We start from the raw sequence: 26,002 nt of genomic DNA, 5'->3' as shown, positions 1-26,002 counted from the left end.
GCCGGCCGCGCCGCCGCCCGGGGCCCGCGGACAGGACGATCATGGTCCGGACGGCCGCGGCGCGGCCGCTCCGCCGGTCCGGCACGGCCGCGCCGCCGGTCGCGGTACGGTTTCGTGACGAGATCGTGGGGCGGGGTGGAACAACCAGTCCCCGAAGGGTGTTAGTCTTGGTGGTCGACCGGTCCTGTGCGTCCCTCCTCGCGGAGGAGGCGTACCGGACGTTCAAGCGGAGGCCACCTCCCACCTGACCGGCCACACGGCCGGTGGGTCCCGGTCCGTGAACGGCGCCCCGGCGCCCGTTCCGTGGTCGCCGTCCCCGTAGGGCGACGACCCGACCGAAGGTGGCCCCGCATGCGCGTCGTGCGGGGCTTTTCGCATGAGGGGCCCTGGGGTACAACCGGTCGCAAGCTTGCCACGCACGGCTCCTAGGAGGTCCCATCAGCGCCGAACCGCGTATCAACGACCGCATTCGCGTGCCCGAGGTCCGGCTCGTCGGCCCGAACGGCGAACAGGTGGGCATCGTGCCCATCGCCAAGGCCCTTGAACTCGCGCGTGAGTCGGACCTCGACCTGGTCGAGGTGGCGCCCACCGCGCGCCCGCCCGTCGCCAAGCTCATGGACTACGGCAAGTTCAAGTACGAGTCCGCGATGAAGGCGCGTGAGGCGCGGAAGAACCAGGCGCACACGGTCATCAAGGAGATCAAGCTCCGGCCGAAGATCGACCCGCACGACTACGAGACCAAGAAGGGTCACGTGGTGCGGTTCCTCAAGGCCGGGGACAAGGTCAAGGTGACCATCATGTTCCGCGGTCGCGAGCAGTCCCGGCCCGAGCTGGGCTACCGGCTGCTCCAGCGCCTCGCCGAGGACGTCGACGAGCTCGGCTTCGTCGAGTCCCGGCCGAAGCAGGACGGCCGTAACATGATCATGGTGCTCGGTCCGCACAAGAAGAAGGCCGAGGCGAAGGCCGAGGCCAAGGCGGAGCGCGCCGCGCGCGCCGAGGAGCGCGCGCAGGAGTACGCGCAGGAGCAGGAGTCCGCGCAGGGCTGAGTGCTCCGCGCCCCGGTCCGCCGGGCCCCGCGCGAGCGGGGTGGTGCCCTGCGGCAGCAGGGCAGAGACGCACGTACATTGAGCCTGACCTGGCGTCGCACCGCGCGACCCGTGGTGCCACGCCGATCAGGCGCGCCTCCGTGCCGAGCACGGGGGTCCGAACGAGAGGGAGACGACGGCGCCATGCCGAAGACCAAGACCCACAGCGGGGCCAAGAAGCGGTTCAAGCTGACCGGCTCCGGCAAGGTGATCCGCCGCCGCGCCAACAAGAACCACCTGCTCGAGCACAAGCCCACCAAGCGGACCCGCCGTCTCGACGGCACCGTCGTGGTGTCGCCCGCCGACGCGAAGAACATCAAGAAGCTGCTGCGCAAGTAAGCAGCCGCCAGACCAGCAGTCCGTACGACCGGCCGGCGCCTGAGCCGCCGGCCCCCACGAAGGAGTTCGAAACGTGGCACGCGTGAAGCGGGCGGTCAACGCCGCCAAGAAGCGTCGGGTCGTCCTGGAGCGGTCGAGCGGCTACCGCGGCCAGCGGTCGCGCCTGTACCGCAAGGCCAAGGAGCAGCAGCTCCACTCCATGACCTACGCCTTCCGTGACCGGAAGGACCGCAAGGGCCAGTTCCGCCGGCTGTGGATCCAGCGCATCAACGCCGCGGCCCGCGCGAACGGCATGACCTACAACCGGTTCGTCCAGGGCCTGAAGGCCGCCGAGGTCGAGGTCGACCGGCGCATGCTGGCCGAGCTGGCCGTCAACGACGCCGCCGCGTTCGCGGCGCTCGTCGAGGTCGCCAAGGCCGCGCTGCCGGCCGAGGGCGAGAAGGCCGCCTGAGCGCGGCCCGGACGACGAGCACGGGCACGAGTACCGGCGTGAGCATGGCGGGCCGCGAGCTGACCTCGATCCGATCACCACGGGTGAAGGCCGCTCGGCGGCTCGCCAAGCGGGCCTTCCGGCGCAACGAGCGCCGGTTCCTCGCCGAGGGACCGCAGGCCGTCCGGGAGGCCCTGGCCATCCCCGGCGGCCTGGTCGAGCTGTTCACCACCGCCGAGGCGGAGAGCCGCCACCCCGAGCTGGTCGCGGCCGCCGAGAAGGCGGGCGCGCCGGTGCTGCGGGTGAGCGGCGAGGTGATGGCCGAGCTGGCGCAGACCGTCACCCCGCAGGGGCTGCTGGCGGTCTGCGGGTTCCTGGACGTCCCGCTCGCGGAGGCCCTGGCGGGCGCGCCGAAGCTGGTGACCGTCCTCGCGCACGTGCGGGACCCCGGCAACGCCGGCACCGTCCTGCGCACCGCCGACGCCGCCGGGTCGGGCTCGGTGGTGTTCACCGACGCCTCGGTCGACCCCTACAACGGCAAGTGCGTGCGGGCCTCGGCGGGCAGCCTGTTCCACCTCCCGGTGGTGACGGGCCCGCGGTTCGAGCCGCTGGCCGCCGAGCTGAAGGCCGCCGGGCTGACGGTCCTGGCCGCCGACGGCGCGGGCGACCGCACCCTGGACGAGGCGATCGACGGCGGGCTGCTGGCCCGCCCCACGGCCTGGGTCTTCGGCAACGAGGCCTGGGGCCTGCCCGAGGAGACGCTCCGGCACGCCGACGAGGTGGTCAGCGTGCCGATCTACGGCCGCGCGGAGAGCCTGAACCTGGCGACCGCGGCCGCCGTCTGCCTGTACGCCTCGGCGCGCGCCCAGCGCGCCTGACCACTGCCCCCGGGCCCTGCCCCGACCCTTGCGCTGAGCGCCGCCCCGGGCGGCGCGCGGTTCGGAGCGGACGGACGCCCGGGCCTTCCGGTTCGGTGCTGACCGCAACCGGACGGTTCGCGCCGTACGGCGCCCGCACCCATCGCGGCCTGCGAAGATGGACCCGCCCGGAAGGCGCGGCGGGGGCCGCGCCGCCTGCCGGATCCGGCGGGCGGGGGAGACGGGCGCGGTACCGGCGGTTCCTTCCATCGGAGGAGGGCCGAACCGGTCCAACGGGGGATTCACACGCGTTGACGGCTGCCTACGGTGGAACCGTGGGACGGCGGCGACGCCGCGAGATGGGGGATCGAATGACCGACCACAGGGGGACGGCGGGCCGGCGCGCGGTCCGGCGCGGACCCGAGGTCCGATGCCGCACCGGCGTCCCCGCGGGCCGTCCGGCGGCCGCACCGGCCGCCTCGGCCGTCCTGGGCGGGCCGTCGCACGGCGCGTCCGCGCACGGCGCGGCGACCTGCGCGGGGCCCGCGCAGCTGCGCACCGAGCTCACCGCCGCGCACGGCACGACCACGGTCGTCGCCGTCGCCGGCGAGATCGACCTGCGCACCGCCGACGCGCTGCGCGCGGAGCTGACCGGCCTCGCCGGGCTGAAGGACGGCCCGGCCTGCACCGACCTGGTGCTCGACTTCGGCGGCGTGCGGTTCTGCGACGCGAGCGGCGTCGGGGTGCTGGTCTCGGTCCGCAACGCGCTGGTCGCGCGCGGCGGGCGGCTCCGGCTGGCCCGGGTGCGCCCGGCGCAGCTGCGGCTGCTGCGGGTCGTCGGCCTGGACACCCTGTTCCCGCTGCACGCCGACGTGGCCGGCGCGGTCGCGGCGGCCGAGGCGGCCACCGCGGGCCGCGGCTGACCGGCCCCCGGTAAGGGCGGGTACAGCCCGCCCGGGCCGGGTCCCGGAGCCCCGCGCGGCCGCGTGCCGCGCAGGGGCGCGAGGGACACAAAACGCTTGCCCCGCAGAGCTTCTCGGGTCCCGCGGCGCCGCCGTCTCCGGATAGAGTCTGTTGTCGTCAGGCCGCGTCCCGTCCGGTGTTCTGGAGGCCGTCCGTGGGTGGAGAGGACTCCCCGACCGCGCGTCGGCGCGTGCCCGGTCGCAGGGCCGGGCACGCCGATCCGCCGGTCCCCGGGGCGGTCGAGCCCGACGACCTGCCGGACGGCCTGCTCGTCGCCGGCCCGGACGGCCTGGTCGAGGTCTTCAACGCCGCCGCCCGGCGCCTCACCGGCGTCGCGGCCGACGCGGCGCTCGGGAGCGACTTCCGCGACGTCCTGCCGCTGCACGACGCCGAGGGCCGGGACTGGTGGAAGTGCGCCGCGCCCTACGACGGCCTGAACACCCGCTCCCGGCACCCCGAGCAGACCCTGTTCCTCCCGGACGGCACGGAGCTGCTGGTCAGCGCCGCCTACCGGCGGGACGGGGCGGGACGGGTGGAACGCTTCACCGTCACCCTGCGGGACGCCGCCCGCCGCGCCCGCCGCGAGCGCGACCGGGCCGACCTGGTCTCGACCGTCGCGCACGAGCTGCGGTCGCCGCTGACCAGTGTGAAGGGCTTCACCGCGACGCTGCTGGCCAAGTGGCACCGGTTCAACGACGACCAGAAGCTGGTCATGCTGGAGACGGTGAACGCCGACGCCGACCGGGTGACCCGGCTGATCACCGAGCTGCTGGACGTGTCCCGGATCGAGGCGGGGCGGCTGGAGATGCGCCGCCAGGTCGTCGACCTGGCCGAGGAGGTCCGCAAGATCATCGCGGGCCGGGTCGCGGCGGGCGACCCGGCCGACCGGTTCCGGTTCGAGGCACGCGGCGAGCTGCCCGAGCTGTGGCTGGACCCCGACAAGATGGACCAGGTGCTCGGCAACCTGGTGGAGAACGCGGTGCGGCACGGCGCTGGTACTGTCACGATCGTGGTGGAGCCGGACGCTCACAAGGAGGGGGCCGCGGTGTCGGTGCGCGACGAGGGCGAGGGCATCCCGCCCGAGGCCGCCCAGCGCGTGTTCCGGCAGTTCTGGCGCGGGCCCGCCTCCGGCCGCCGCGGCGGCACCGGCCTCGGCCTCTACATCGTGAAGGGCCTCGTCGAGGCGCACGGCGGCACGATCACCGTGCGGCGCGCGCCCGGCGGCGGCGCCGAGTTCCGATTTACCGTGCCCGCCGGGGCGCCCGACCACGCCACCGCCTGAGCGCCCGCTCAGCGGTCCGGCGCCCGGGCTCCCCGCGCGGGCGGCGCGCACCGCGCACGCTTTTCCGGATCTTCACCGTCCGCGCACTAGACTGCGGACGTCCCACGCCGACCGGAGCTATCACATCACCATGTCTGCACCCAACAAGTCCTACGACCCCGTCGAGGTGACCGCGTTGCAACCCGCGGAGCTCGACCGGGCCCGCGACGCGGCGCTCGCCGCGATCGCCGAGGCCACCGACCTGGACGGCCTGAAGGCCGTCCGGCTGGCGCACGCGGGCGACCGCTCGCCGCTGGCCCTCGCCAACCGGGAGATCGGCGCGCTGCCGCCGCAGGCCAAGGCCGAGGCGGGCAAGCGCGTCGGCGCCGCCCGCGGCGCGGTCGCGCAGGCGCTGAAGAAGCGCCAGGCCGAGCTGGAGGAGGAGCGCGACCAGCGCGTCCTGGTCGAGGAGACCGTCGACGTCACCCTTCCCTGGGACCGCGCGCCGCGCGGCGCCCGGCACCCGCTGACCACCCTTCAGGAGCGGATGGCCGACGTCTTCGTCGCCATGGGCTTCGAGGTGGCCGAGGGGCCCGAGGTCGAGGCGGGCTGGTTCAACTTCGACGCGCTGAACTTCAAGCCCGACCACCCCGCGCGGTCCATGCAGGACACCTTCTTCGTGGAGTCGGAGGAGTCCGACCTGGTGCTGCGCACGCACACCTCGCCGGTGCAGATCCGCTCGCTGCTGTCGCGCGAGCTGCCGGTCTACGTGGTCGCGCCGGGCCGCACCTTCCGCACCGACGAGCTGGACGCGACGCACGCTCCGGTCTTCCACCAGCTCGAAGGGCTCGCGGTTGACGAGGGCCTGACGATGGCCGACCTGCGCGGCGCGATCGACGCGTTCGTCACGGGCATGTTCGGCGGCGGCCTGAAGACCCGGTTCCGCCCGTCGTACTTCCCGTTCACCGAGCCGTCCGCCGAGGTGGACATGCAGTGCTTCGTGTGCCACGGGGCGTCGGCCGAGCCGGGCGGCGAGCCGTGCCGCACCTGCTCGTCCGAGGGCTGGATCGAGCTGGGCGGCTGCGGCATGGTCAACCCGCGCGTGCTGACCGCCTGCGGCATCGACACGGGCCGGTACAGCGGCTGGGCGTTCGGCCTGGGCGTCGAGCGCACGCTGATGTTCCGGCACGGTGTGGAGGACATGCACGACATGGTGGAGGGCGACGTCCGGTTCACCCTCCCGTTCGGGATGGAGATCTGATGCGGGCCCCGCTTTCCTGGCTGCGCGAGTACGTCGAGCTGCCCGAGGGGATCACCGGCCGGGAGCTGGCCGCCAGGCTGATCGACGCGGGCCTGGAGGTCGAGACCGTCGACCGGGCGGGCGCGGACATCGTCGGCCCGCTCGTGGTCGGCGAGGTGCTGACCATCGAGGAGCTGACCGGCTTCAAGAAGCCGATCCGGTTCTGCACGGTGGACGTCGGCGGCGCCAACGGCACGGGCGAGCCGCAGCAGATCATCTGCGGCGCGACCAACTTCGCGGTCGGCGACCACGTGGTGGTCATCCTGCCCGGCGGCGAACTGCCCGGCGGGTTCAAGATCGGTGCGCGGAAGACCTACGGGCACATGTCCGAGGGCATGATCTGCTCGGTCCGCGAGCTGGCGATCGGCGACGACCACGACGGCATCCTGGTGCTGCCGCCGGAGACCGGGGTCGGCGCGGACGCGATGGAGCTGCTCGGCCTGCGCGACGACGTGCTCGACATCGCCGTCACGCCGGACCGCGGCTACGCGCTGTCGATCCGCGGCATCGCCCGGGAGGCCGCGACGGCCTACGGCGTGCCGTTCCACGACCCGGCCGACGTCGAGCTCCCGGACGACGCGGGCGAGATCTACCCGGCCTCGATCGCCGACGCGTCCGGCTGCGACCGGTTCGTCCTGCGGGAGGTGCGCGGGTTCGACCCGTCCGCCGAGACGCCGCTGCGGATGAAGGTGCGGCTGTTCCGCGCCGGCGTCCGCCCGGTGTCGCTGGCAGTGGACGTCGCCAACTACGTGATGCTGGAGCTCGGCCAGCCGCTGCACACCTTCGACCGCGCCAAGCTGACCGGCCCGATCGTGGTGCGCCGTGCGGAGGCGGGGGAGCGGCTGGAGACCCTCGACCACGTCGAGCGGAAGCTGGACGCCGAGGACCTGCTGATCGCCGACGCGTCCGGGCCGATCTCGATGGCCGGCACGATGGGCGGGCTGAACACCGAGATCGACGAGAAGTCGACCGACATGGTGATCGAGGCCGCGCACTTCGACGAGGTCGCGATCGCCCGGATGGCGCGCCGGCACAAGCTGCACAGCGAGGCGTCCTACCGGTTCGAGCGCGGCGTCGACCGCGAGCTGCCGCTGTACGCGTCGGCGCGCGCGGCGCGGATGCTGGCCGAGCTGGGCGGCGCGGAGGTCGTCCCCGGCGTGACGAGCGCCGAGGCCGAGGTCGCGCCGCGCACGATCACGATGGCGCTCGGGCACCCGTCGCGCGTCGCGGGCGTGGTGTACGACCGGCAGGCGGTCGTCGGCCGCCTGGAGCAGGTCGGCTGCACCGTCGAGGGCGACGACACGCTGACGGTGACGCCGCCGTCGTGGCGTCCGGACCTGAACGACCCGAACGACCTCGCCGAAGAGGTCATCCGGCTGGAGGGCTACGACAACATCCCGTCGCACGCCCCCCGTCCGGTCGCGGGCCGCGGGCTGACCGCCGACCAGCGGCTGCGCCGCCGGATCGGCCGCGCGCTCGCCGGGTCCGGGTACGTGGAGGTGCTGTCCTTCCCGTTCACCTCCGCGAAGGACGCCGACGACCTGCAGCTCCCGGCGGACGACGCGCGCCGGGTGGCGCTGCGCCTGGCCAACCCGCTGTCGGAGGACGAGCCGCTGCTCCGCACGACGCTGCTGCCGGGCCTGCTGAAGGCGCTGGCCCGCAACGTCGGGCGCGGCTTCGGCGACGCCGCCGTGTACGAGGTCGGCCGCGTGTTCCGGCCGCGTCCGGGCGCGCCGAAGTCCGCGCCGCGGCTGCCGGTCGACCGCGGCCCGTCCGCCGAGGAGATCGCCTCGGTCGACGCGGCGCTGCCCGACCAGCCGCTGCGCGTCGCGGCCGTGCTGTCCGGCGAGCGCGCCCCGTCCGGCTGGTGGGGCGCGGGCGAGCCCGCGAACTGGGCGGACGCGGTGGAGGCCGCCCGCACGGTCGCGCGCGAGGCGGGCGTCGAGCTGACCGTGAAGGCCGACCGGCACGCGCCGTGGCACCCGGGCCGCTGCGCCGCGCTGTACGCGGGCGACACGCTCGTGGGCCACGCGGGCGAGCTGCACCCGCGCGTGGTGAAGGCGTTCGGGCTGCCCGCCCGCAGCTGCGCGATGGAGCTGGAGATCCGGCTGCTCGGCGAGCCGCGGGACGTCCGGGCGCCGCACGTGTCCGGCTACCCGGTCGCGACGCAGGACGTGGCGCTGACGGTGGACGCCGCGGTGCCCGCCGCCGAGGTCGCCACCGCCCTGCGGGACGGCGCGGGCGAGCTGCTGGAGTCGCTGCGCCTGTTCGACGTCTACACCGGCGAGCAGGTCGGCGAGGGCCGCAAGTCCCTCGCCTACACGCTGCGGTTCCGCGCGTCCGACCGGACGCTGACCGCCGAGGAGGCGAGCGAGGCCCGCGATGCGGCCGTCGCCGTCGCCGCCGAGCGCACCGGCGCGGTCCTGCGCGGCGCGTAAGCGCATACCCGCGTCAACGCAAACGAGAAACGCCCCCGGTCTTGCGGCCGGGGGCGTTTCCCGTTGGTCAGCCGGCGTAGTCGAGGGTGCCGGTGCGGCGCCCGACGCTGACGAGGCGGTCCATGGACAGCCACGCGACCAGGTACCAGCCCGCGCCGACGAGCGCCTCGATCCCGATGAGGCCGAAGACGTGCCCGACCGGCGCGCCGTCCAGGATTCCCCGGACGGCTTGCAACCCGTGGACGAGCGGCAGGAACTCCAGCACCGCGCGCAGGGGAGCGGGCCAGAACGACAGCGGCACGTTCGTCCCGCCGAAGGTCAGGACGATCCCGTAGGCGACGTTCAGGACGAGCCACTCGACTCCGCGCAGCCGCAGGGCGACGCCGGCGAGCGCGCATCCGTACCCGTAGCTGCTGATGACCACGAGCACGATGACCGGGATCGCGTAGGCGGCGCGCGGCCAGGGGAGCGGGACGCCGAGCAGCGGCGGCAGGACGGTCCAGCCGACCATCGAGCTGATCAGCCCGGTCGTCGTCCACTGGAGGCCGCGCCCGAGGTAGACCGGCAGGTGCCCGGCGGGCGCGATGGCGAGCAGCGGGAGCGTCCCCATCGCGCGCTCGCCCGCCAGCGAGATCACCACGATCGTGGACTCCAGGCAGGCCAGCCCGACGGTGTTGCCGACCAGCACGTACCGCATCAGGTGCGGGTCGCCGAGGTAGGAGCCGAGCAGGGCGTAGAAGGTGACCTGGCACAGCAGCCGCATGAGCCAGCCGAACGTCCAGGTCTTCCAGGTGTAGACGCGGCGCATCTCGGCGAAGCCGAGGATGACCGCCTGCCAGACGATCCGGAGCACGTCCCTCATGCGAACCCCACCGTCCCCTTGCGCCGGGCGCCGTCCACGACGCGGCGGGTCAGCCACATCCCGCCCGCGAGGGCCGCCGCGCCGAGCGCGAGGATCACCGCGAGCGAGACGGCCCAGTGCCGGACCGTCCCGTGCGCGGCGTCCCTCAGCAGCTGCGCGCTCCACGACAGGAACACGACCCGGCTGAACGGCCGCACCCACGCGGGCAGGACCGTGATCGGGAACACGACGCCGCCGAGGATGTAGAACGGGTAGCTCAGCGAGTTCTGCAGCACGTCCCGCGCCCGCGACAGCGCGATCACCCCGGACAGCAGCATCGCCGTCCCGACCGCGGCCAGGCAGGTCGCCAGCACGGCCGCGGCGAACACCCCGGGTTCGGCCACGGTCAGCACCCGGCCGAAGCCGACCGCCGCGGTGAGCCACGACTCGGCGAACGCGACCGCGCCGACCAGCACGACCGCGGCGACCCGCCCGACGACGACCACGGTGAGCGGGACGGGAGCGGCGACCATCGGCGTGAACCGTCCGGCCCACTGGTCTTCGGGGACGACCCTCCCGGCGTAGTCCAGCGCCGCGACCCACAGCCCGATCATCCCGGGCGCGATCACCGCGTTGACCAGGGCGTCCGGCCGGTGGCTGTGCAGCGTGAGCGCCAGGAGGCTCGCGGTCTGCATGGGCGTGACCAGCAGCATCAGCAGGTGCTGCGGCCCGCGCCGGGCGAGTTCGGCCTGGAGCCGGAACGCCTGCCACACGACTCTGAGGTACGTCATACCCGCATCCCCCGGTCGCCGACGGTCCGCAGGTAGACCTCTTCGAGGGTCGGCTGGGCGTGCCGCGCGGTGAGCACGTCCCGTTCGACGAGCCATGCGAGGACGCGCCGGGACCCGTCGCGGTCGGCGGTGTGCACCCGCCACCGGTCGTCGAGCCGCTCCACGTCGGTGACCTCCGGAAGCAGCGCCAGCGCCTCGGCGTGCGTGCCGTCGTCGTGGACGAAGTCGACGCACTCGCGGTCCCCGAGGATGCGCCCGATGCTCGCGGTGTCGTCGGTCAGCAGCAGCCGTCCGCGATCGATGAGCGAGACCCGGTCGCAGAGCGCGGTCGCCTCGTCCATGTCGTGCGTGGCGAGCAGGAACGTGCGGCCCTCGTCGCGCAGCTCCAGCACGAGCCGCCGGAACGCGACCGCCGCGACCGGATCGAGCCCGGACGTGGGTTCGTCCAGGAAGAGGACCTGCGGCTCGTGCAGCAGTCCGCGCGCGAGATGCAGCCTTTGGCGCATGCCTCGCGAGAACCGCTCGACCGGGTCGTCCGCCCGCTCGGCGAGGCCGACCCGCTCCAGCAGGGCGTCGGCGCGGCGGCGGACGGTCCGGGCGTCCAGCTTGTAGAGCGCTCCCCAGAACAGCAGGTTCCGGCGGGCGCTCAGCCGGTCGTACAGGCCCCGGTCCCCGCCGAGCACCAGCCCGACGAGCGTCCGGACGGTCCTGGTCTCGGCCACGACATCGTGGCCGAGCACCCGGGCGGTCCCGGCGGTCGGCAGCAGCACGGTCGAGAGGATCTTGACGAGCGTGGTCTTCCCCGCTCCGTTGGGCCCGAGCAGCCCGTGGATCTCGTTCCGGGCGATCGAGAGCGTGAGGTCGTCCAGGGCGACGACGGCGTCCTTGCGCTTGCGCTCGTAGGTGCGGCGCAGCGCGGACGCGGAGACTGCGGCTTCCATGCCCCGACGGTGACCGTAAGGCGGCCCCCGGAGCCCTAAGACCGCGCCTTAGATCCGGCCCGGCGGGGCCGGACGTCCTAGAGCAGGCCGCGGTCGTGGGCGATGGCGGCGGCCTGGGTGCGGGAGGACGCGTCGAGCTTGGCCATCAGGTTAGAGACGTGGACGCTGGCCGTCTTGGGGGAGATGAACAGCTCGGCGGCGATCTCCTTGTTGGAGCGGCCGCGGGCGAGCAGCCGCAGGACCTCCGACTCGCGCGGGGTGAGCGGGCCGCCGGTGGAGCCCGCCAGGCCCGCGCGGCGGGAGCGCTCGGCGATCTGCCGCCGCAGGGGGGCGGCGCCGAGGCGTTCGGCGATCTGCTCGGCCCGGTGCAGCCGGTTGGCGGCGGACTTGCGCGCGCCGGCGGCGAGATCGGCGCAGGCCGCCTCGAACAGCGTGCGCGCCAGGTTGTAGGGGTGGTCCAGGCGCTCCCAGGTCTCCAGGGCGGTGTCCCAGCCGGACGGGTCGCCGGTGCGGGCCGCGACCGCCGCCGCGTGCGCGGTCGCGATCGCGCCCTGGACGGGCGCCGCCGCGATGGTCTCGGGCGCGGCGAGGACGCCGGCGCGCGCGGCGGCTTCGAGCAGCGGCCAGGTGAAGATGGGCTGGACGGTCAGCTCGGGATGCCGCAGCGCGGCCTCGGCGGTCGCGCGGGCGGCGGGACGGTCGTCCTCCGACAGCCGCAGGTTGATGAGTGCCTGCGCGAGCGGCAGCGCGGTCTGCGGGTATCCGGAGTCGACCGGTTCGGCGAGCGCGATCGGTTCGGGCGCGGGGCCGGTGCCGGTCGCGGCGCGCAGCTCGGCGGCCCAGATGCCGAGCTGGATGCGCATCGCGGGGTTGTGGTACCGGTCGAGGGCCTGCCGGAGCCGGCCCGCGGCCTCCTCCCACCGGCCGAGCAGGAACAGCGCCTCGATCCGGTTGGTGACCAGGGCGAGGCCGACGCTGTGCGTGAGGCCGGTGCGTTCGGCGAACGCGAGCCCCTCATCGACCACCGCGAGCGAGTCGGCGACGCGTCCCGCGCCGCCGTAGGCGTGGGACAGGTTGGTGAAGGCGCGGACGCGGGCGTCGTCGCGGAGGTCGGCGGTGCGCAGCCGTTCCAGCGGCGCGAGGTCGCCGAGGCCGTCGCGGGCGGCGGCGGACGCCACGACGACGCGCAGGCCGTCCACGGCGGGGTGCCCGCCGAGCTCGGCGGCGAGCTTCAGGCCCTCCAGGCCCAGCCGTTCGGAGGCGGCCTTCTCGCCGCGCACCGACAGCCGCGAGCTGAGGTGGGTCAGCACCCAGACCCGCTGCGCGTTGGGACGGGAGGCGAGGCGTTCGGCCTCGCGGTAGTCGTCCAGGTCGTCGCTCTGCCCGGCGAAGCCGCGGAAGGTCCCGCGCAGGCACAGCAGCTCGGCGGTCTCGTCGGGGTCGTCGGTGCTCTCCAGGAGCGTCCGGACGATCCGCATGCCGTACTCGAAGTCGGCGACGGTGATCGCGACCCGGGCCGTCCGGAGCATGACCTCGTCGCGGTCCACGCCGACCAGCCGCTCGGGGCCCGGGACGCGGTCCCACAGGTCCAGGACGCGTTCCAGCAGGGCGAGGCATTCGGCGTAGGCGGCGGCGTGCCCGCTCTCGTCCGCGGCGTGCCAGGCGGCCTCCAGCGCGCGGGCGTGGTCGCCGCAGGCGTTCCAGTGCAGGGCGAGCGCGCTGGTGGGGGCCTCGGCGAGCGCCGGATCGGCCTCGATCGCCTCGGCGTAGCGGCGGTGCAGGCGGATGCGCTCGCCGGGCAGCAGGTCCAGGTGGACGGCCTCGCGGATGAGCGCGTGCCGGAAAGCGTAGCCGTCCTCGTCGACGACCAGCAGGCCGCGCTCGACCGCCGGGCGCAGCGCCTCGTCGAGCCCGGCGTCCCCGGCGACGGCGGTGAGCAGGCCGTGCCCGACCCGGTCGCCCGCCGCGCTCGCGATGCGGACGGCGGCGCGGGTGGTGTCCGGCAGCGTGCGGAACCGGGCGAGGAGCAGGTCGCGCAGCGAGCCGGGCACCGCCTCGCCGGGGTCCTCGACCAGGGCCTCGACGAACAGCGGGTTGCCGCCGCCGCGCGCGTGCGCGTCCCGGATCAGAGCCGGGGCGGGGCCGCCGACCAGGCCGCGCACCTGGGCGGCGACCTGCGTGCGGGTCAGCGGCGGCAGGTCCAGCCGGGTCACGTGCGGGAGCCGGGCGAGCTCCCCGAACAGCGCGCGGACGTCCGGGTCGTCCACCCGCGAGGTGGCGATGAGCAGCACCTTGGCCGGGACGGGGTTGCGGACGAGGAAGGTCAGCAGGTCGCGGGTGGAGCGGTCGGCCCAGTGCGCGTCCTCCACGACCAGCACGACCGGTTCGTCCGCGCCGAGCCGCTCGATCAGCCCGAGGACGTGCTCGAACAGCCGCACCTGGCCCGAGCCGGCGTCGGGCGCGGCGTCGCCGAGCGCGGGGAGCAGCCGGGCCAGCTCGCCGCGCGCGGCGGGGGAGGCCAGCCGCGCGACGGTCTCCGGGCCGAGCCGCCGCAGGATCGCGGTGAACGGCGCGTACGGCAGGCTCGCCGCGCCGAGGTCCAGGCAGCCGCCGATCAACGCGCGCTTCCCCTGGACGAACTCCTCGACCAGGCGAGACTTGCCGCCGCCCGCCTCGGCGGCGAGCAGGATGACCGCCGTCTCGCCCGCCTCCGCGCGCGCGTAGGCGGCCCGGAGCGCGGCCAGCTCGGTGGTCCGGCCGACGAAAACCCTGCCCTTCATCCGGACAGAATGCCCAGATTGCTGCGTACCGTCCACCGGCTATCGGGGCCGCAGGCCGTCGAGCATGAACGTGAACAGCCGATCGCGCAGTTCTGGATCGGCGGGGGACCGCTCGGTGGCCGAGGCGATCATCGCCGCGAGGTACAGCGCGTCCAGTGGCTCCACCTCCGGACGCACCTGGCCCGCCTTCTGCGCGCGCACGAGCAGCGCCTCGCCCGCGGCGCGCATCCCATGGCAGGAGGCGTAGAGGTCGGACGACTCGTCCTGGATCGCGGACATCATCGCCTGCGCGAGGCCCTGGTAGGTGAGCGCGCCCGCGCCCAGGCGGCGCAGCCAGTCCGCCAGCGCCTCGAACGGGTCACCGGCGCCGAGCAGCTCCTCGGCATGGGCGCGCAGCCCGTCGAAGCGGTCGTGCAGCAGCGCCTCCAGCAGCGCCTCGCGGGTGGGGAAGTGCCGGTAGAGCGTGCCGATGCCGACGCCGGCCCGGCGCGCGACCTCCTCCAGGGAGGCGTCGGTGCCCTGCTCGGCCACCACGTCGCGGGCCGCGGCGAGCAGCCGCTCGTAGTTCCGGCGCGCGTCGGCGCGCATGGGCCGGTCGGGCATGCGGGTCCCCTTGCTAATCGGAGGGGCCCTCCGATTAAATGGAGGACCCCTCAGTTTAATGGTTCGGAGGCGCTCATGGCGGACGTGGAAGTGGTGCGGGAGACCCGGCGGCGGCTCGGCCGCGTCGGGGTGTGGCTGAACAAGGCGGTCTACGGCGCCGTCCCGGCGGACGTCGAGCGGCGCGAGATCGCGCGGATCGAGGCGCTCGGCTACGGCTCGGTGTGGGCGGGCGAGACCCTCGGCGGCAAGGACGCGCTCGTCCAGCACGGACTGTTCCTGGCGGCCTCGAAGACGCTGGTCGCGGGCACGGGCATCGCCAACGTGTGGTCGCGGCACGGCGCGACCGCGCACGCCGGCGCGGCGACCCTCGCCGACGCCTACCCGGGACGGTTCGTCCTCGGCATCGGGGTCGGCCACCCGTTCCAGGCCGAGGCGGCCGGCGTGAACGAGTGGCGTCCACTGGAGAAGATGCGCACCTACCTGGACGAGCTGGACGCCGGGCCGCCGTTCCCGCCCGGCAGTCCCCGGCTGTCCGTCCTCCCCGACGCGCCCTACCCGCGCGTGCTCGCCGCGATGAATCCGCGCATGATGGAACTGGCCCGCGACCGGGCCGACGGCGTCCAGCCGTTCTTCGTGCCGGTCGCGCACACCGCCGAGGCGCGCCGCGTGCTCGGTCCCGGCAAGCTGCTCATCCCGCAGCAGACCGTCCTGCTGGAACCGGACGCCGACAAGGCGCGGGCGATGCTCCGCGAAACGGCGGGCTACGGGTTCCGGGTGCCCTCGTATGCGCGCAACCTGGCCCGGCTGGGATTCGGTTCCGACGACATCGAGAACGCGTCCGACCGCATCATCGACGCGATCTACGGCCACGGGGACGAGAAGGCCATCGCGCGGCGCGTCGCCGAGCACCTGGACGCCGGCGCCGACCACGTCCTGATCACACCGCAGGCGACCAGCCTCACCGGCATGGTCGACCTGCTCGAACGGCTCGCCCCGGCGGTGCTCGCCGAATCCTAATGCGACAAGTGTTGCTTTAGTCGTGGGGTTCGGTTATACTGATCACCGTCACATCGTCGTCCGGTTGGGGAGTCCCTTGAAGAACTGAGGTCGCAGGCACCGCGCAGTCGCCTCGCCCGTCTCGGGCTCGAGGATGCGCAGCGATCTCAGCGGACTCTCCCGGCCGGGCTTTTCCATGCCCGCGCGCGAACGCGCGACGGCCGCGGTGCCTCCATGTGCCCCAGCACGCACCGACACGTTCCATGGAGGCCCCTATGTCTTTTGCCATCGTCTGCAACGACCTCACCTTCGCCTGGCAGGACGGCACGTCCGTCCTCGACGGCCTAGATGCCGCGTTCGGCACCGGCCGCACGGGCCTGATCGGGGTCAACGGCTCCGGCAAGTCCACGTTGCTGAAGCTGGTCGCGGGCGAGCTGCGCCCGGCGTCCGGATCGGTGTCGGTGCAGGGGCGGATCGGCTACCTGCCGCAGACCCTCCCGCTCGGCACCGCCAGCACCGTCGCCGACCTGCTCGGGATCTCCCCGGCCCGCGCCGCGCTGCACGCCATCGAGCGCGGCGAGGCCACCGAGGAGAACTTCGCCGCGGTCGGCGACGACTGGGACGTCGAGGAGCGCGCCCGCGCCGAGCTGGACCGGCTCGGCCTGGACCACCTCGGCCTGGACCGGACGGTCGGCACGCTGTCGGGCGGCGAGACGATCCTGGTCGGGCTGGCGGCGCTGCTGCTCGCCCGCCCGGACGTGCTGCTGCTGGACGAGCCGACCAACAACCTCGACCTGGACGCCCGCCGCCGTCTCTACGACGCGGTGGACGCCTGGTCCGGGGTGCTGGTCGTGGTCAGCCACGACCGCGAGCTGCTGGACCGGATGGACGAGATGGCCGACCTGCGCGACGGCCGGATCCGCACCTTCGGCGGCAACCTCACCGCCTACGAGGAGGTGCTGGAGGTGGAGCGGGAGGCCGCCGAGCAGCGCGTCCGCACCGCCGAGAGCGACGTGCGCAAGCAGAGGCGCGAGCTGGTGGAGGCGCAGACCAAGCTGGCCCGGCGCGTCCGGTACGGCAAGAAGATGACCGAGCAGAAGCGCGAGCCGAAGATCATCATGAACGAGCGCAAGCGCCAGCAGCAGGTGTCGATGGGCAAGCACCGCATCATGCACGAGGAGCGGCTGGCGGGGGCGCGCGAGCGGCTCGCCGAGGCCGAGGAGCTGATCCGCGATGACAACCAGATCAAGGTGGAACTGCCCGCCACGCGCGTCCCGGCGGGCCGGACGGTCCTGACCGTCTCCGGCCTGACGGCGTCCGAACCGGTGCCGGGCACGCTGGAGGAGCTGATCGTCCGGGGGCCGGAGCGGATCGCGCTGGTCGGTCCGAACGGCGCGGGCAAGACCACGTTCCTGCGCGCGCTGACGGGGGAGCGCGTCCCCGAAGGCGTGGCGGTCAAGGTCGGCGTGGACGGCGTCCGTTACCTGCCGCAGCGGTTGGACGTCCTGGACGACGAGTTGAGCGTGCTGGACAACGTCCGCGCGGTCGCGCCGGAAGCGCCGATCAAGACCGTCCGGAACGGCCTGGCGCGGTTCCTGTTCCGCGGCGACCGGGCCGAGCGTCCGGCCGGGACGCTCAGCGGCGGCGAGCGCTTCCGCGCGGTGCTGGCGTCGCTGCTGCTGGCCGAGCCCGCCCCGCAACTGCTGCTGCTGGACGAGCCGACCAACAACCTCGACATGGCCAGCGTCCGGCAGCTCGGCCAGGCGCTCGACGCCTACGAGGGCGCGCTGATCGTGGTGAGCCACGACCTGCCGTTCCTGCGGAGCCTCGGGATCACCCGCTGGCTGCGCGTGGACCGCGCCGAGGGCCTGTCCGAGACCGAACCGATGTAAGCGGGAAGAGCGGCGCCCGCCGCGTCCTCACCCGGAGGACGCGGCGGGCGCTGCGCTTGCGCGGTGCCGACTACGGCACGACGCAGTGCCGCTGCTACTGCAGGACGCGGCGGGTGAACGTCCGCATCGCGCCCCAGGTCAGCAGGACGGTCCCGACGACGAGCACGCTCAGGTACGCCCACGCCGACATGTGCCCGACCTGCGGGGTGAGCGCCGCGCGCAGCCCCTCGTTCACGTACACCATCGGGTTGACCAGGACGAGGATCTGCAGCCAGCGGATGTGGCCCATCGCCGCCCACGGGTAGTAGACGCAGCCGAGCATCGACATCGGCAGCAGGACCAGCGCGAACATCATCTGGACCTTCTGCGGGTCGAGCAGGGTGCCCAGCCACAGCCCGGCCGCCGACGACATCAGCGAGCCGAGCACCAGCACCACGACCAGGGTCGCCCAGTTGCTCACGTGGATCTTCGGGCCCTGCCCCGAGGCGTGCACGAACAGCACGCACGGGAACACCAGCAGCCCGCCGATGAGCGCCTGCACCCCGGCCGCGGTGATCTTCTGGACCGCGAGCATCGGCACCGACAGCGGCGCGAGCGCCCGGTCGGTGATGGAGCGCTGCCAGTTCAGCTCCATCATCAGCGGGAAGATCACCGCCATCATCGCCTGCATGACGATGGCCGAGCCGACCAGGCCGGGGACCAGCACGGTGGAGAAGGTGCCGCCCGAGCCGCGCGAGGCGGCCGACATGGTGCCCGCGCCCGCGCCGCCGATCTTCGGCAGCACGTAGGAGAAGACGAACACGAACAGCACCGGCTGGGCGAGGACGCGGGCGAAGGTGGCGACGAAGTTCTTGCGCATCACCCGCATCTCGCGCGCCATCATCGCCAGGAAGGTGCGCGGCAGCGTCGGCCGGACCGCGGGCGCGGCGCTCGCGGGGCTCGGCGCGGGGCTGGACGCGGGGGTGGAGACGGCGGTCATTCCCGGTACTCCCGTCCGGTGAGGGTGAGGAAGGCGGACTCCAGGCTGGGCCGCAGCTGGGAGGCGTCGGTGACGCCGGTCCCGGCGGACGAGCCGATCGCGACCAGCTCGCCGAGCAGGCCGTCGGCGGCCTGCGCGAACACGCGCACCTGCGTGCCGGTCACCTCGACCTTGGTGACGCCGCCGCGGTCGCGCAGCTTCGCCACGCCGTCGGGGACGGGCCCGTCGTAGGAGACCGTGATGACGGTGTCGGCGCCCGCGGACGCCTTCAGGTCGTCCACGGTGCCGCTGGCGAGGACCTTGCCGTGGTCGATGACCGCGACGCGCTCGCACAGCGCCTCGGCCTCCTCCATGTAGTGCGTGGTCAGCAGGATCGTCTGCCCGCCGCTCTGCAGCTCGCGCAGCACGTCCCACAGGTTCACGCGGGTCTGCGGGTCGAGGCCGGCGGTCGGCTCGTCCAGGAAGAGCACCTCGGGGTGGTGCACCAGGGCGCGGCAGATCATCAGCCGCTTGGCCTGCCCGCCGGACATCTCGAACGGCTTGCCCTCGCGCCGGTCGGTGAGGTTGAACATCTCCATCAGCTCGCCGGCGCGGCGGCGCGCGTCGCGGGCCGACAGGCCGAAGTAGCGGCCCCGGAACTCCAGGTTCTCGAAGGCGTTCAGCTCGTTGTCCAGGGTGTTGCCCTGCGACACCATGCCGATGCGGCGCTTGACGTCCACCGGGTGCTTGGCGACGTCGAAGCCGCACACCGTCGCGCGCCCGGAGGTGGGCACGACCAGCGAGGTCAGCATGCCGATGGTGGTGGACTTGCCCGCGCCGTTCGGGCCGAGCAGGCCGTAGAACTCGCCGTGCGCGATGGACAGGTCGATGCCCTGGACGGCGGGGACCTCGCCGCCCGGGCCCTTGTAGGTCTTGTGCAGGTCGACGGTCCGGACGGCGGCCCGGATCTCGTCGATCGGCTCATCCATCCGCTTTATGGGGGGTCGGTCTAGCACTCCCGGTCTCCCTTCGAGTACTCCTCGAACCGGTTGATCAGGCGGATCAGGAAGCGGCGGACGGCCGGTTCGTCCTCGGGGTCCACCACGTCGTACAGCTGGTACAGGTCGGCGCCGATGTCGGGGCCGACGTCCCGGAGCAGCGCGATGCCCGCCTCGCTGGCGTGCAGCAGGACGGCCCGGCGGTCGCCCGGGTCGCTGCGGCGCTCGACGTAGCCGTCGCGCTCCAGGGTGTTGACGACCGAGGTGAGGGTGGCGGGGGTGACGCCGAGGCGGCGGGCGGCCTCGCCGGCGCGCAGGCCGTCCGGGGTGTTGTGGAGCATGCGCAGCAGGAAGAACCCGGCCGGGCTCATCCCGTGCTTCTCCACCACCTTCGCCATGACCGGGCCGCCGAGCCGCATCGCGGCGCCGAACAGGCGGCCGATCGGCCAGTTCTCGGGCGGCCCCAGCGAGCTGAGGTCCCCGAAACCCAACTTCTCGGAGTCCATGCGGACATTCTTAGCCAACATACTTTTAGCCGTCAAATCATTAGTGGGCTAACAAACCAGAGGATGTCTCACATCGTGAGCGGCCGTGCGGCCCGGTGTTGAATAATCATCCATACCCGTGCATACTTTTGCTGATTGCTTCGGGAGGGCGGGAGAGATGGGAATCCGAGCGGCGGTCGCCGGTGCCAGCGGGTACGCGGGCGGCGAGCTCCTTCGCGTGCTGGCGGGACATCCGGAATTCGAGATCGGCACGGTCACCGCGGGCTCCAACGCGGGACGTACCCTAGGCGAGCTCCAGCCGCACCTGCGTTCGCTGGCGGACCGCGTGCTCGCCCCGACCAGCCCGGCCACGCTCGCCGGCCACGACGCGGTCTTCCTCGCGCTGCCGCACGGCGAGTCCGGCCCGATCGCCGGACGGCTCGGCGACCGGACGCTCGTGGTCGACTGCGGCGCCGACTTCCGGCTGGGCAGCCCGCTGGAGTGGGAGTTCTTCTACAACTCCCCGCACGCGGGCACCTGGCCCTACGGCCTGCCCGAGCTGCCCGGCCACCGCGAGGCCCTCCGCCGGACGAACCGGATCGCCGTCCCCGGCTGCTACCCGACCTCGGTCGCGCTCGCGCTCTACCCGGCGTTCCAGGCGCACCTCGCCGAACCGGACGTCGTGGTGGTCGCCGCGTCCGGGACGTCCGGCGCGGGCAAGGGCGCCAAGCCGCACCTGCTCGGCAGCGAGGTGATGGGCTCGGTCAGCGCCTACGGCGTCGGCGGCGTGCACCGGCACACCCCCGAGATGGAGCAGAGCCTGTCGGCCGTCGCGGGCGAGCCGGTGTCGGTGTCGTTCACCCCGACCCTCGCCCCGATGAGCCGCGGCATCCTCGCCACCTGCACCGCCAGGGCCAGGCCCGGCGTCACCGCCGCGCAGGTGCGCGACGCCTACACCGCCGCCTACGACGGCGAGCCGTTCGCGGAGCTGCTGCCCGCGGGGCAGTGGCCCGCCACGGCGATGACCCTCGGCGCGAACACCGCGCTCGTCCAGGTCGCGCTCGACGAGCGCGCCGGGCGGATCGTCGCGGTCGCCGCGATCGACAACCTCGTCAAGGGCACCGCGGGCGGCGCCGTGCAGAGCGCCAACCTCGCCCTCGGCCTCCCCGAAACACTCGGCCTCACCACGATCGGAGTCGCCCCGTGAGCGTCACCGCCCCCCAGGGTTTCCGCGCCGCAGGCGTCAGCGCCGGCCTGAAGGACAGCGGCGGCCGCGACGTCGCCCTCGTCGTCAACGAGGGACCGTCCCGCGCCGCGGCCGGGGTCTTCACCCGCAACCGCGTGAAGGCCGCGCCGGTGCTGTGGTCCGAGCAGGTGCTCCAGGGCGGCCGGCTGCGCGCAGTGGTGCTGAACTCCGCCGGCGCCAACGCCTGCACCGGCCCGGACGGCTTCGCCGACACCCACGCCACCGCCGAGAAGGTCGCGGACCTGCTCTCCGACTCCGCCGGGGAGGTCGCGGTCTGCTCCACCGGCCTGATCGGCACCCGCCTGGACATGGACAAGCTGCTGCCCGGTGTCGAGGCGGCCGCCGCCGAGCTGTCCCGCGGCGACGGCGGGCTCGCCGCCGCCGACGCGATCCGCACCACCGACACCGTCGCCAAGATCGCCTTCCGGCAGGGCGACGGCTACATGATCGGCGGGATGGCCAAGGGCGCCGGCATGCTCGCGCCGTCCCTGGCGACCATGCTGTGCGTGGTCACCACCGACGCCGACCTGCCCGCCGAGGCCTTGGACCGTGCCCTGCGCGCCGCGACCGGCGCGACCCTGGACCGGCTCGACGCCGACGGCTGCATGTCCACCAACGACACCGTCCTGCTGATGGCGTCCGGCGCCGCCGGCACCACCCCGGACGAGGCCGCCTTCACCGACCTGCTGACCGACCTGTGCGCCGACCTCACCCGCCAGCTGCTGGTGGACGCCGAGGGCGCGTCCAAGGCCATCGCGATCGAGGTGGTCGGCGCGGCCAGCGAGGCCGACGCGGTCACCGTCGGGCGCACCGTCGCCCGCAACAACCTGCTCAAGTGCGCCATCCACGGCGAGGACCCCAACTGGGGCCGGGTGCTGTCGGCCGTCGGCACCACCGACGCCGCCTTCGAGCCGGACGAGCTGAACGTCGCGATCAACGGCGTCTGGGTCTGCCGCAACGGCTCGTTCGGCGACGACCGCGACAAGGTGGACCTGCGCCCCCGGGACGTCACCATCACCGTCGACCTGTCGGCGGGCCCGCACAGCGCGACCGTCTGGACGACCGACCTCACGGCCGACTACGTCCACGAGAACTCGGCGTACAGCTCGTGAGCGGGCTGGTCTCCGGGGAGCGGATGCGCCGCCGGCGCGAGGCCGTGCTGCCCAAGGCGAGCACGCTGATCGACGCGCTGCCGTGGCTGGAGCGCTTCCACGGCAAGACCGTCGTCATCAAGTACGGCGGCCACGCCATGACCGACCAGGCGCTGCGGCACCGGTTCGCCGAGGACATCGTGTTCCTGCGGTACGCCGGGCTGCGGCCGGTGATCGTGCACGGCGGCGGCCCGCAGATCAACGCCGCGCTCGAAGCGCACGGCATCGAGTCCAGCTTCACCGCCGGGCTGCGCGTCACCACCCCCGAGGCGATGGAGGTCGTCCGGATGGTGCTGGTCGGGCAGGTGCAGCGGGACGTCGTCGGGCTGATCAACCGGCACGGCGCGTTCGCGGTCGGGATGTCCGGCGAGGACGCCAACCTGTTCACCGCCGAGCGCAAGCACGCCGTCGTGGACGGCGCGGAGGTCGACATCGGCCAGGTCGGCGAGATCGTCGAGATGGACGTCGGCGCGGTCACCGCGCTGATCGCCGACGGCCGCGTCCCGGTGGTGTCCAGCGTCGCGCGCGGCGACGACGGCGAGGTCTACAACGTCAACGCCGACACCGCCGCCGCCGCGCTGGCCGTCGCGCTCGACGCCGCCAAGCTGGTCGTGCTCACCGACGTGGAGGGCCTGTACGCCGACTGGCCCGCGTCCGACGACGTGATCGACCGGCTGACCGCCGACGAGCTGGCCGCGCTGCTGCCGGACCTGTCGGCGGGCATGGCGCCCAAGATGGAGGCGTGCCTGGCGGCGGTGCGCGGCGGTGTCCCGCAGGCGCACGTCCTGGACGGGCGCGTCCCGCACGCGCTGCTGCTGGAGATCTTCACCGAGGAGGGCATCGGCACGATGGTCACGCCCGGCGTCCCGGGCGGGCCCGTCGTGCCGGAAGGACGGGCCGCAGAGGCCGAGGAGGAACCGGCGGTGCCGGAGGGAGAACCCGCGTGACCACCCCCCAGAACGACGCGAAGCAGAACGACCCGAAGCAGAACGACGACCTGAAGCGGCGGTACGGGGCCGCCTTCATGCCGAACTACGGCGTCCCGCCGCTCGCGCTCGCGCGCGGCGAGGGCTGCACCGTCTGGGACGTCGACGGCAACGCCTACCTCGACCTCATCGGCGGCATCGCCGTCTCCTCGCTCGGGCACGCCCACCCCGCGCTCGTCGCGGCCGTGACCGAGCAGGTCGGGCGGCTCGCCCACACCTCCAACCTGTTCCTGAACGAGCCGGAGATCCGGCTCGCCGAGCGGCTGCTCGGACTGGCCGGCGGCGACGGGCGCGTGTTCCTGGCCAACAGCGGCACCGAGGCCAACGAGGCCGCGCTGAAGCTCGCGATCAAGTACGGCAGGATCCACGGCAAGTCGTACTTCGTCGCCACCGAGGACGGCTTCCACGGCCGCAGCCTCGGCGCGCTGTCGCTCACCGGCAAGGCGGCGATCCGCGAGCCGTTCGGGCCGTTCGGGCAGGACGTCCGGTTCGTCCCCTACGGTGACGCGGACGCGCTGAAGGCCGCCGTCACCGAGGACTGCGCCGCGGTCTTCCTGGAGCCGACCCAGGGCGAGGCGGGGGTCGTCCCGCCGCCCCCCGGCTACCTCGCCGCCGCCCGCGAGATCTGCACCGCCAACGGAGCGCTCTACGTCGGCGACGAGATCCAGTCCGCGATCGGCCGGACCGGCGCCTGGTTCGCCTTCCAGCACGAGGACGCCCGCCCCGACATCCTCACCCTCGCCAAGGGCCTCGGCGGCGGCCTGCCGGTCGGCGCGGTCGTCGCGTTCGGCGCGCACGGCGAGATCTTCGCCAAGGGCGACCACGGCAGCACCTTCGGCGGCAACCCCGTCGCCGCGGCCGCCGCCCTCGCCGTCCTGGACACCCTGGAGGCCGACGGCCTGCTCGCCAACGCCGCGCTCGTCGGCCGGGTCTTCACCGACGGCATCGCCGCGATCGACCACCCGCTGCTGGCGGGCGTCCGCGGCCGCGGGCTGTGGCAGGCGATCGTGCTGACCGCCGACGCGTCCGCCGCCGTCCAGGACGCCGCGCTCGCCGCCGGGTTCCTGGTCAACGCGCTCCGCCCGAACGCCGTCCGGCTCGCCCCGCCGCTCACCCTCACCGCCGCGCAGGCGCGGACCTTCGTGGACGCCCTGCCCGCCATCCTCCAGGAGGCGTCGCAATGACCGTCCGGCACTTCCTGCGCGACGACGACCTGACGCCCGCCGAGCAGGCGCGGGTGCTCGACCTCGCCGACGCGATGAAGAAGGACCGCTTCGCGCACAAGCCGCTCGCCGGGCCGAAGAGCGTCGCGGTGCTGTTCGACAAGTCGTCCACCCGCACCCGGGTCTCCTTCGCCGTCGGCATCGCCGAGCTGGGCGGCAACGCCCTGGTCCTCGACACCGGCAGCAGCCAGATGGGACGCGGCGAGACCATCGCCGACAGCGCCCGCGTGCTCGAACGGCAGGTCGCCGCGATCGTCTGGCGCACCGGCGACCAGTCCCGCATCGAGGAGATGGCGGACGGGACGGCCGTGCCGGTCGTCAACGCGCTGACCGACCGGTTCCACCCCTGCCAGATCCTCGCCGACCTGCAGACCGTCCGGGAGCACAAGGGCGTCCTGGCCGGCCGCACCCTCGCCTACTTCGGCGACGGGACGAACAACATGGCGCACTCCTACCTGCTCGGCTGCGCCACCGCGGGCATGCACGTCCGGATCGCCGCGCCCGCGTCCCAGCCTCCCGCCCCGGACGTGGTCGCGCGCGCCGAGGAGATCGCCGCGACCACCGGCGGCTCCGTCCTGGTCACCGCCGACCCCGCCGAAGCCGCGGCCGAAGCCGACGTCCTTGCGACCGACACATGGGTCTCCATGGGGCAGGAAGGAAAGGACACCGGCCTCTACGAACCCTATTCTGTGGACGAGGCGCTGCTCGCGCACGCCGCCTCGGACGCGATCGTGCTGCACTGCCTGCCCGCCTACCGCGGCAAGGAGATCTCCGGCGCCGTCCTGGACGGCCCGCACAGCGTGGTCTGGGACGAGGCCGAGAACCGGCTGCACGCGCAGAAGGCCCTGCTCACCTGGCTACTGGAGAACACTGCGTGACGACCCCGATGACCAAGGCCGCCCGGCACGCCCGGGTGATCGAACTGCTGTCCCGGCACCCGGTGCACTCCCAGGGCGAGCTCGCCAAGCTCCTCGCGGACGCCGGTGTCGAGGTCACCCAGGCCACCCTGTCCCGGGACCTGGTCGAGATCGGCGCGGTGAAGCTGCGCGCCGAGGATGGCAGCCTGATCTACGCCGTGCCGGGGGAGGGCGGGGAGCGGATCCGCCGCGTCCCCACCGGCACCGCCGAGACCTTCGACGGCCGGCTCACCCGGCTCGCCGCCGAACTGCTGGTCTCGGCCGACGCGTCGGCCAACCTGGTCATCGTCCGCACCCCGCCCGGCGCGGCCCAGTACCTCGCCTCCGCCATCGACCACGCCGAATGGCCGTCGGTGCTCGGCACCGTCGCGGGCGACGACTCCATCCTGGTCATCTCCCGCGACCCGACCGGCGGCCACGACCTCGCCGAGGCGCTGCTCCGCCTGGCCACCGGGCGCGAGCGACGAAGCTAGCCGCGGCCAGCGCCGGCACGACCGGCCGCGCGCGGCGGCGGCGGCGGA

The 26,002-nt window shown here is 73.8% G+C and carries 24 protein-coding genes; 16 read left to right on the top strand and 8 right to left on the bottom strand.

From position 1 onward, the window contains the following. The first annotated feature begins 386 nt into the window (after window positions 1-386). The 8 genes from infC to pheT all read left to right on the top strand — a co-directional run bounded on the left by infC (window position 387) and on the right by pheT (window position 8,673). Complete coding sequence (gene infC, locus FHU30_RS30590) at window positions 387-1,046, top strand: translation initiation factor IF-3 (RefSeq protein WP_301323915.1); 660 nt, start codon at window positions 387-389, stop codon at window positions 1,044-1,046. A 183-nt stretch (window positions 1,047-1,229) separates the two neighbouring features. Next, window positions 1,230-1,424, top strand: coding sequence for a 50S ribosomal protein L35 (gene rpmI, locus FHU30_RS30585; RefSeq protein ID WP_026415009.1), 195 nt, complete (start codon window positions 1,230-1,232; stop codon window positions 1,422-1,424). A 73-nt stretch (window positions 1,425-1,497) separates the two neighbouring features. After that, complete coding sequence (gene rplT, locus FHU30_RS30580; protein WP_026415008.1) at window positions 1,498-1,875, top strand: 50S ribosomal protein L20; 378 nt, start codon at window positions 1,498-1,500, stop codon at window positions 1,873-1,875. Window positions 1,876-1,919: 44 nt separating this feature from the next. Continuing rightward, on the top strand, window positions 1,920-2,732 hold the full coding sequence (locus FHU30_RS30575; RefSeq protein WP_253880882.1) for a TrmH family RNA methyltransferase: 813 nt from the start codon (window positions 1,920-1,922) through the stop codon (window positions 2,730-2,732). 350 nt (window positions 2,733-3,082) lie between these two features. Next, entirely contained in the window at window positions 3,083-3,634 is a 552-nt protein-coding gene (locus FHU30_RS30570) for an STAS domain-containing protein (RefSeq protein ID WP_253880436.1), read from the top strand. 230 nt (window positions 3,635-3,864) lie between these two features. After that, window positions 3,865-4,956 carry a sensor histidine kinase gene (locus tag FHU30_RS30565; protein WP_253880435.1) on the top strand — a complete coding sequence of 364 codons (1,092 nt, stop codon included), beginning with the start codon at window positions 3,865-3,867 and terminating at the stop codon, window positions 4,954-4,956. Between the two features lie 130 nt (window positions 4,957-5,086). Beyond that, window positions 5,087-6,196: a phenylalanine--tRNA ligase subunit alpha gene (gene pheS / locus FHU30_RS30560; protein WP_253880434.1), complete on the top strand. Its 1,110-nt coding sequence runs from the start codon at window positions 5,087-5,089 to the stop codon at window positions 6,194-6,196. Further along, window positions 6,196-8,673, top strand: coding sequence for a phenylalanine--tRNA ligase subunit beta (gene pheT, locus FHU30_RS30555; protein WP_253880433.1), 2,478 nt, complete (start codon window positions 6,196-6,198; stop codon window positions 8,671-8,673). The genes pheS and pheT overlap by 1 nt, the downstream gene beginning before the upstream one ends. Window positions 8,674-8,740: 67 nt before the next feature. On the opposite strand, the gene FHU30_RS30550 is transcribed toward pheT, so the two are convergent. The 5 genes from FHU30_RS30550 to FHU30_RS30525 form a co-directional block, all read right to left on the bottom strand. Continuing rightward, on the bottom strand, window positions 8,741-9,535 hold the full coding sequence (locus FHU30_RS30550) for a hypothetical protein (RefSeq protein WP_253880432.1): 795 nt from the start codon (window positions 9,533-9,535) through the stop codon (window positions 8,741-8,743). After that, window positions 9,532-10,305 carry an ABC transporter permease gene (locus tag FHU30_RS30545; protein WP_253880431.1) on the bottom strand — a complete coding sequence of 258 codons (774 nt, stop codon included), beginning with the start codon at window positions 10,303-10,305 and terminating at the stop codon, window positions 9,532-9,534. Before FHU30_RS30545 ends, FHU30_RS30550 begins: the two co-directional genes overlap by 4 nt. Further along, window positions 10,302-11,246: an ABC transporter ATP-binding protein gene (locus tag FHU30_RS30540; RefSeq protein ID WP_253880430.1), complete on the bottom strand. Its 945-nt coding sequence runs from the start codon at window positions 11,244-11,246 to the stop codon at window positions 10,302-10,304. Before FHU30_RS30540 ends, FHU30_RS30545 begins: the two co-directional genes overlap by 4 nt. A gap of 77 nt (window positions 11,247-11,323) precedes the next feature. Next, window positions 11,324-14,026, bottom strand: a complete 2,703-nt coding sequence (locus FHU30_RS46455) for an ATP-binding protein (protein WP_301323890.1) — start codon at window positions 14,024-14,026, stop codon at window positions 11,324-11,326. A gap of 39 nt (window positions 14,027-14,065) precedes the next feature. After that, window positions 14,066-14,629 carry a TetR/AcrR family transcriptional regulator gene (locus FHU30_RS30525; RefSeq protein ID WP_253880429.1) on the bottom strand — a complete coding sequence of 188 codons (564 nt, stop codon included), beginning with the start codon at window positions 14,627-14,629 and terminating at the stop codon, window positions 14,066-14,068. A 75-nt stretch (window positions 14,630-14,704) separates the two neighbouring features. On the opposite strand from FHU30_RS30525, the gene FHU30_RS30520 reads away from it, so the two are divergent. Together FHU30_RS30520 and FHU30_RS30515 are read left to right on the top strand one after the other, a co-directional pair. Beyond that, complete coding sequence (locus tag FHU30_RS30520) at window positions 14,705-15,646, top strand: TIGR03620 family F420-dependent LLM class oxidoreductase (RefSeq protein ID WP_253880428.1); 942 nt, start codon at window positions 14,705-14,707, stop codon at window positions 15,644-15,646. Between the two features lie 254 nt (window positions 15,647-15,900). After that, window positions 15,901-17,517: an ABC-F family ATP-binding cassette domain-containing protein gene (locus tag FHU30_RS30515; RefSeq protein ID WP_253880427.1), complete on the top strand. Its 1,617-nt coding sequence runs from the start codon at window positions 15,901-15,903 to the stop codon at window positions 17,515-17,517. Window positions 17,518-17,611: 94 nt separating this feature from the next. On the opposite strand, the gene FHU30_RS30510 is transcribed toward FHU30_RS30515, so the two are convergent. Genes FHU30_RS30510 through FHU30_RS30500 form a run of 3 tightly spaced genes read right to left on the bottom strand, consistent with a single transcriptional unit; the run spans window position 17,612 to window position 19,979 of the window. Then, window positions 17,612-18,496, bottom strand: a complete 885-nt coding sequence (locus tag FHU30_RS30510; protein WP_253880426.1) for an ABC transporter permease — start codon at window positions 18,494-18,496, stop codon at window positions 17,612-17,614. Further along, the gene (locus tag FHU30_RS30505) at window positions 18,493-19,464 is read right to left on the bottom strand and encodes an ABC transporter ATP-binding protein (protein WP_253880425.1); all 972 of its coding nucleotides are present in this window, start codon (window positions 19,462-19,464) and stop codon (window positions 18,493-18,495) included. The genes FHU30_RS30510 and FHU30_RS30505 overlap by 4 nt, the downstream gene beginning before the upstream one ends. Window positions 19,465-19,484: 20 nt before the next feature. Continuing rightward, on the bottom strand, window positions 19,485-19,979 hold the full coding sequence (locus FHU30_RS30500) for a MarR family winged helix-turn-helix transcriptional regulator (RefSeq protein ID WP_253880424.1): 495 nt from the start codon (window positions 19,977-19,979) through the stop codon (window positions 19,485-19,487). 157 nt (window positions 19,980-20,136) lie between these two features. On the opposite strand from FHU30_RS30500, the gene argC reads away from it, so the two are divergent. From argC to FHU30_RS30470, 6 genes are all read left to right on the top strand, one after another. Further along, a complete protein-coding gene (gene argC / locus FHU30_RS30495) occupies window positions 20,137-21,165 on the top strand; it encodes an N-acetyl-gamma-glutamyl-phosphate reductase (RefSeq protein ID WP_253880423.1) in 1,029 nt (342 codons plus the stop codon). Further along, window positions 21,162-22,316, top strand: a complete 1,155-nt coding sequence (gene argJ / locus FHU30_RS30490; RefSeq protein WP_253880422.1) for a bifunctional glutamate N-acetyltransferase/amino-acid acetyltransferase ArgJ — start codon at window positions 21,162-21,164, stop codon at window positions 22,314-22,316. The genes argC and argJ overlap by 4 nt, the downstream gene beginning before the upstream one ends. Before the next feature lie 23 nt (window positions 22,317-22,339). Next, on the top strand, window positions 22,340-23,302 hold the full coding sequence (gene argB, locus FHU30_RS30485) for an acetylglutamate kinase (protein WP_253880880.1): 963 nt from the start codon (window positions 22,340-22,342) through the stop codon (window positions 23,300-23,302). 77 nt (window positions 23,303-23,379) lie between these two features. Then, window positions 23,380-24,525, top strand: coding sequence for an acetylornithine transaminase (locus tag FHU30_RS30480; RefSeq protein ID WP_253880879.1), 1,146 nt, complete (start codon window positions 23,380-23,382; stop codon window positions 24,523-24,525). Beyond that, window positions 24,522-25,442, top strand: coding sequence for an ornithine carbamoyltransferase (argF, locus tag FHU30_RS30475; RefSeq protein WP_253880421.1), 921 nt, complete (start codon window positions 24,522-24,524; stop codon window positions 25,440-25,442). The genes FHU30_RS30480 and argF overlap by 4 nt, the downstream gene beginning before the upstream one ends. An 8-nt stretch (window positions 25,443-25,450) precedes the next feature. After that, window positions 25,451-25,954 carry an arginine repressor gene (locus FHU30_RS30470; RefSeq protein ID WP_253880878.1) on the top strand — a complete coding sequence of 168 codons (504 nt, stop codon included), beginning with the start codon at window positions 25,451-25,453 and terminating at the stop codon, window positions 25,952-25,954. Window positions 25,955-26,002: the final 48 nt, after the last annotated feature.

It is taken from the genome of Actinomadura rupiterrae (assembly GCF_024172125.1).
Taxonomy (GTDB): Bacteria; Actinomycetota; Actinomycetes; order Streptosporangiales; family Streptosporangiaceae; genus Spirillospora; species Spirillospora rupiterrae.
This window is presented reverse-complemented; position numbering and strand designations above follow the sequence as displayed.

What these genes read in the sequence shown, in the direction of transcription:
- FHU30_RS30575 (WP_253880882.1), top strand. Translation starts at nt 1,920, where the DNA reads ATGGCGGGCCGCGAGCTGACCTCGATCCGATCACCACGGGTGAAGGCC.
- FHU30_RS30515 (WP_253880427.1), top strand. Translation starts at nt 15,901, where the DNA reads ATGTCTTTTGCCATCGTCTGCAACGACCTCACCTTCGCCTGGCAGGAC.
- FHU30_RS30540 (WP_253880430.1), bottom strand. Translation starts at nt 11,246, where the DNA reads ATGGAAGCCGCAGTCTCCGCGTCCGCGCTGCGCCGCACCTACGAGCGC.
- FHU30_RS30500 (WP_253880424.1), bottom strand. Translation starts at nt 19,979, where the DNA reads ATGGACTCCGAGAAGTTGGGTTTCGGGGACCTCAGCTCGCTGGGGCCG.
- FHU30_RS30470 (WP_253880878.1), top strand. Translation starts at nt 25,451, where the DNA reads ATGACCAAGGCCGCCCGGCACGCCCGGGTGATCGAACTGCTGTCCCGG.
- pheS (WP_253880434.1), top strand. Translation starts at nt 5,087, where the DNA reads ATGTCTGCACCCAACAAGTCCTACGACCCCGTCGAGGTGACCGCGTTG.
- FHU30_RS46455 (WP_301323890.1), bottom strand. Translation starts at nt 14,026, where the DNA reads ATGAAGGGCAGGGTTTTCGTCGGCCGGACCACCGAGCTGGCCGCGCTC.
- argF (WP_253880421.1), top strand. Translation starts at nt 24,522, where the DNA reads ATGACCGTCCGGCACTTCCTGCGCGACGACGACCTGACGCCCGCCGAG.
- FHU30_RS30510 (WP_253880426.1), bottom strand. Translation starts at nt 18,496, where the DNA reads ATGACCGCCGTCTCCACCCCCGCGTCCAGCCCCGCGCCGAGCCCCGCG.
- argB (WP_253880880.1), top strand. Translation starts at nt 22,340, where the DNA reads ATGCGCCGCCGGCGCGAGGCCGTGCTGCCCAAGGCGAGCACGCTGATC.
- FHU30_RS30525 (WP_253880429.1), bottom strand. Translation starts at nt 14,629, where the DNA reads ATGCCCGACCGGCCCATGCGCGCCGACGCGCGCCGGAACTACGAGCGG.
- FHU30_RS30520 (WP_253880428.1), top strand. Translation starts at nt 14,705, where the DNA reads ATGGCGGACGTGGAAGTGGTGCGGGAGACCCGGCGGCGGCTCGGCCGC.
- argC (WP_253880423.1), top strand. Translation starts at nt 20,137, where the DNA reads ATGGGAATCCGAGCGGCGGTCGCCGGTGCCAGCGGGTACGCGGGCGGC.
- rpmI (WP_026415009.1), top strand. Translation starts at nt 1,230, where the DNA reads ATGCCGAAGACCAAGACCCACAGCGGGGCCAAGAAGCGGTTCAAGCTG.
- FHU30_RS30570 (WP_253880436.1), top strand. Translation starts at nt 3,083, where the DNA reads ATGACCGACCACAGGGGGACGGCGGGCCGGCGCGCGGTCCGGCGCGGA.
- FHU30_RS30550 (WP_253880432.1), bottom strand. Translation starts at nt 9,535, where the DNA reads ATGAGGGACGTGCTCCGGATCGTCTGGCAGGCGGTCATCCTCGGCTTC.
- FHU30_RS30505 (WP_253880425.1), bottom strand. Translation starts at nt 19,464, where the DNA reads ATGGATGAGCCGATCGACGAGATCCGGGCCGCCGTCCGGACCGTCGAC.
- FHU30_RS30480 (WP_253880879.1), top strand. Translation starts at nt 23,380, where the DNA reads ATGCCGAACTACGGCGTCCCGCCGCTCGCGCTCGCGCGCGGCGAGGGC.
- pheT (WP_253880433.1), top strand. Translation starts at nt 6,196, where the DNA reads ATGCGGGCCCCGCTTTCCTGGCTGCGCGAGTACGTCGAGCTGCCCGAG.
- FHU30_RS30545 (WP_253880431.1), bottom strand. Translation starts at nt 10,305, where the DNA reads ATGACGTACCTCAGAGTCGTGTGGCAGGCGTTCCGGCTCCAGGCCGAA.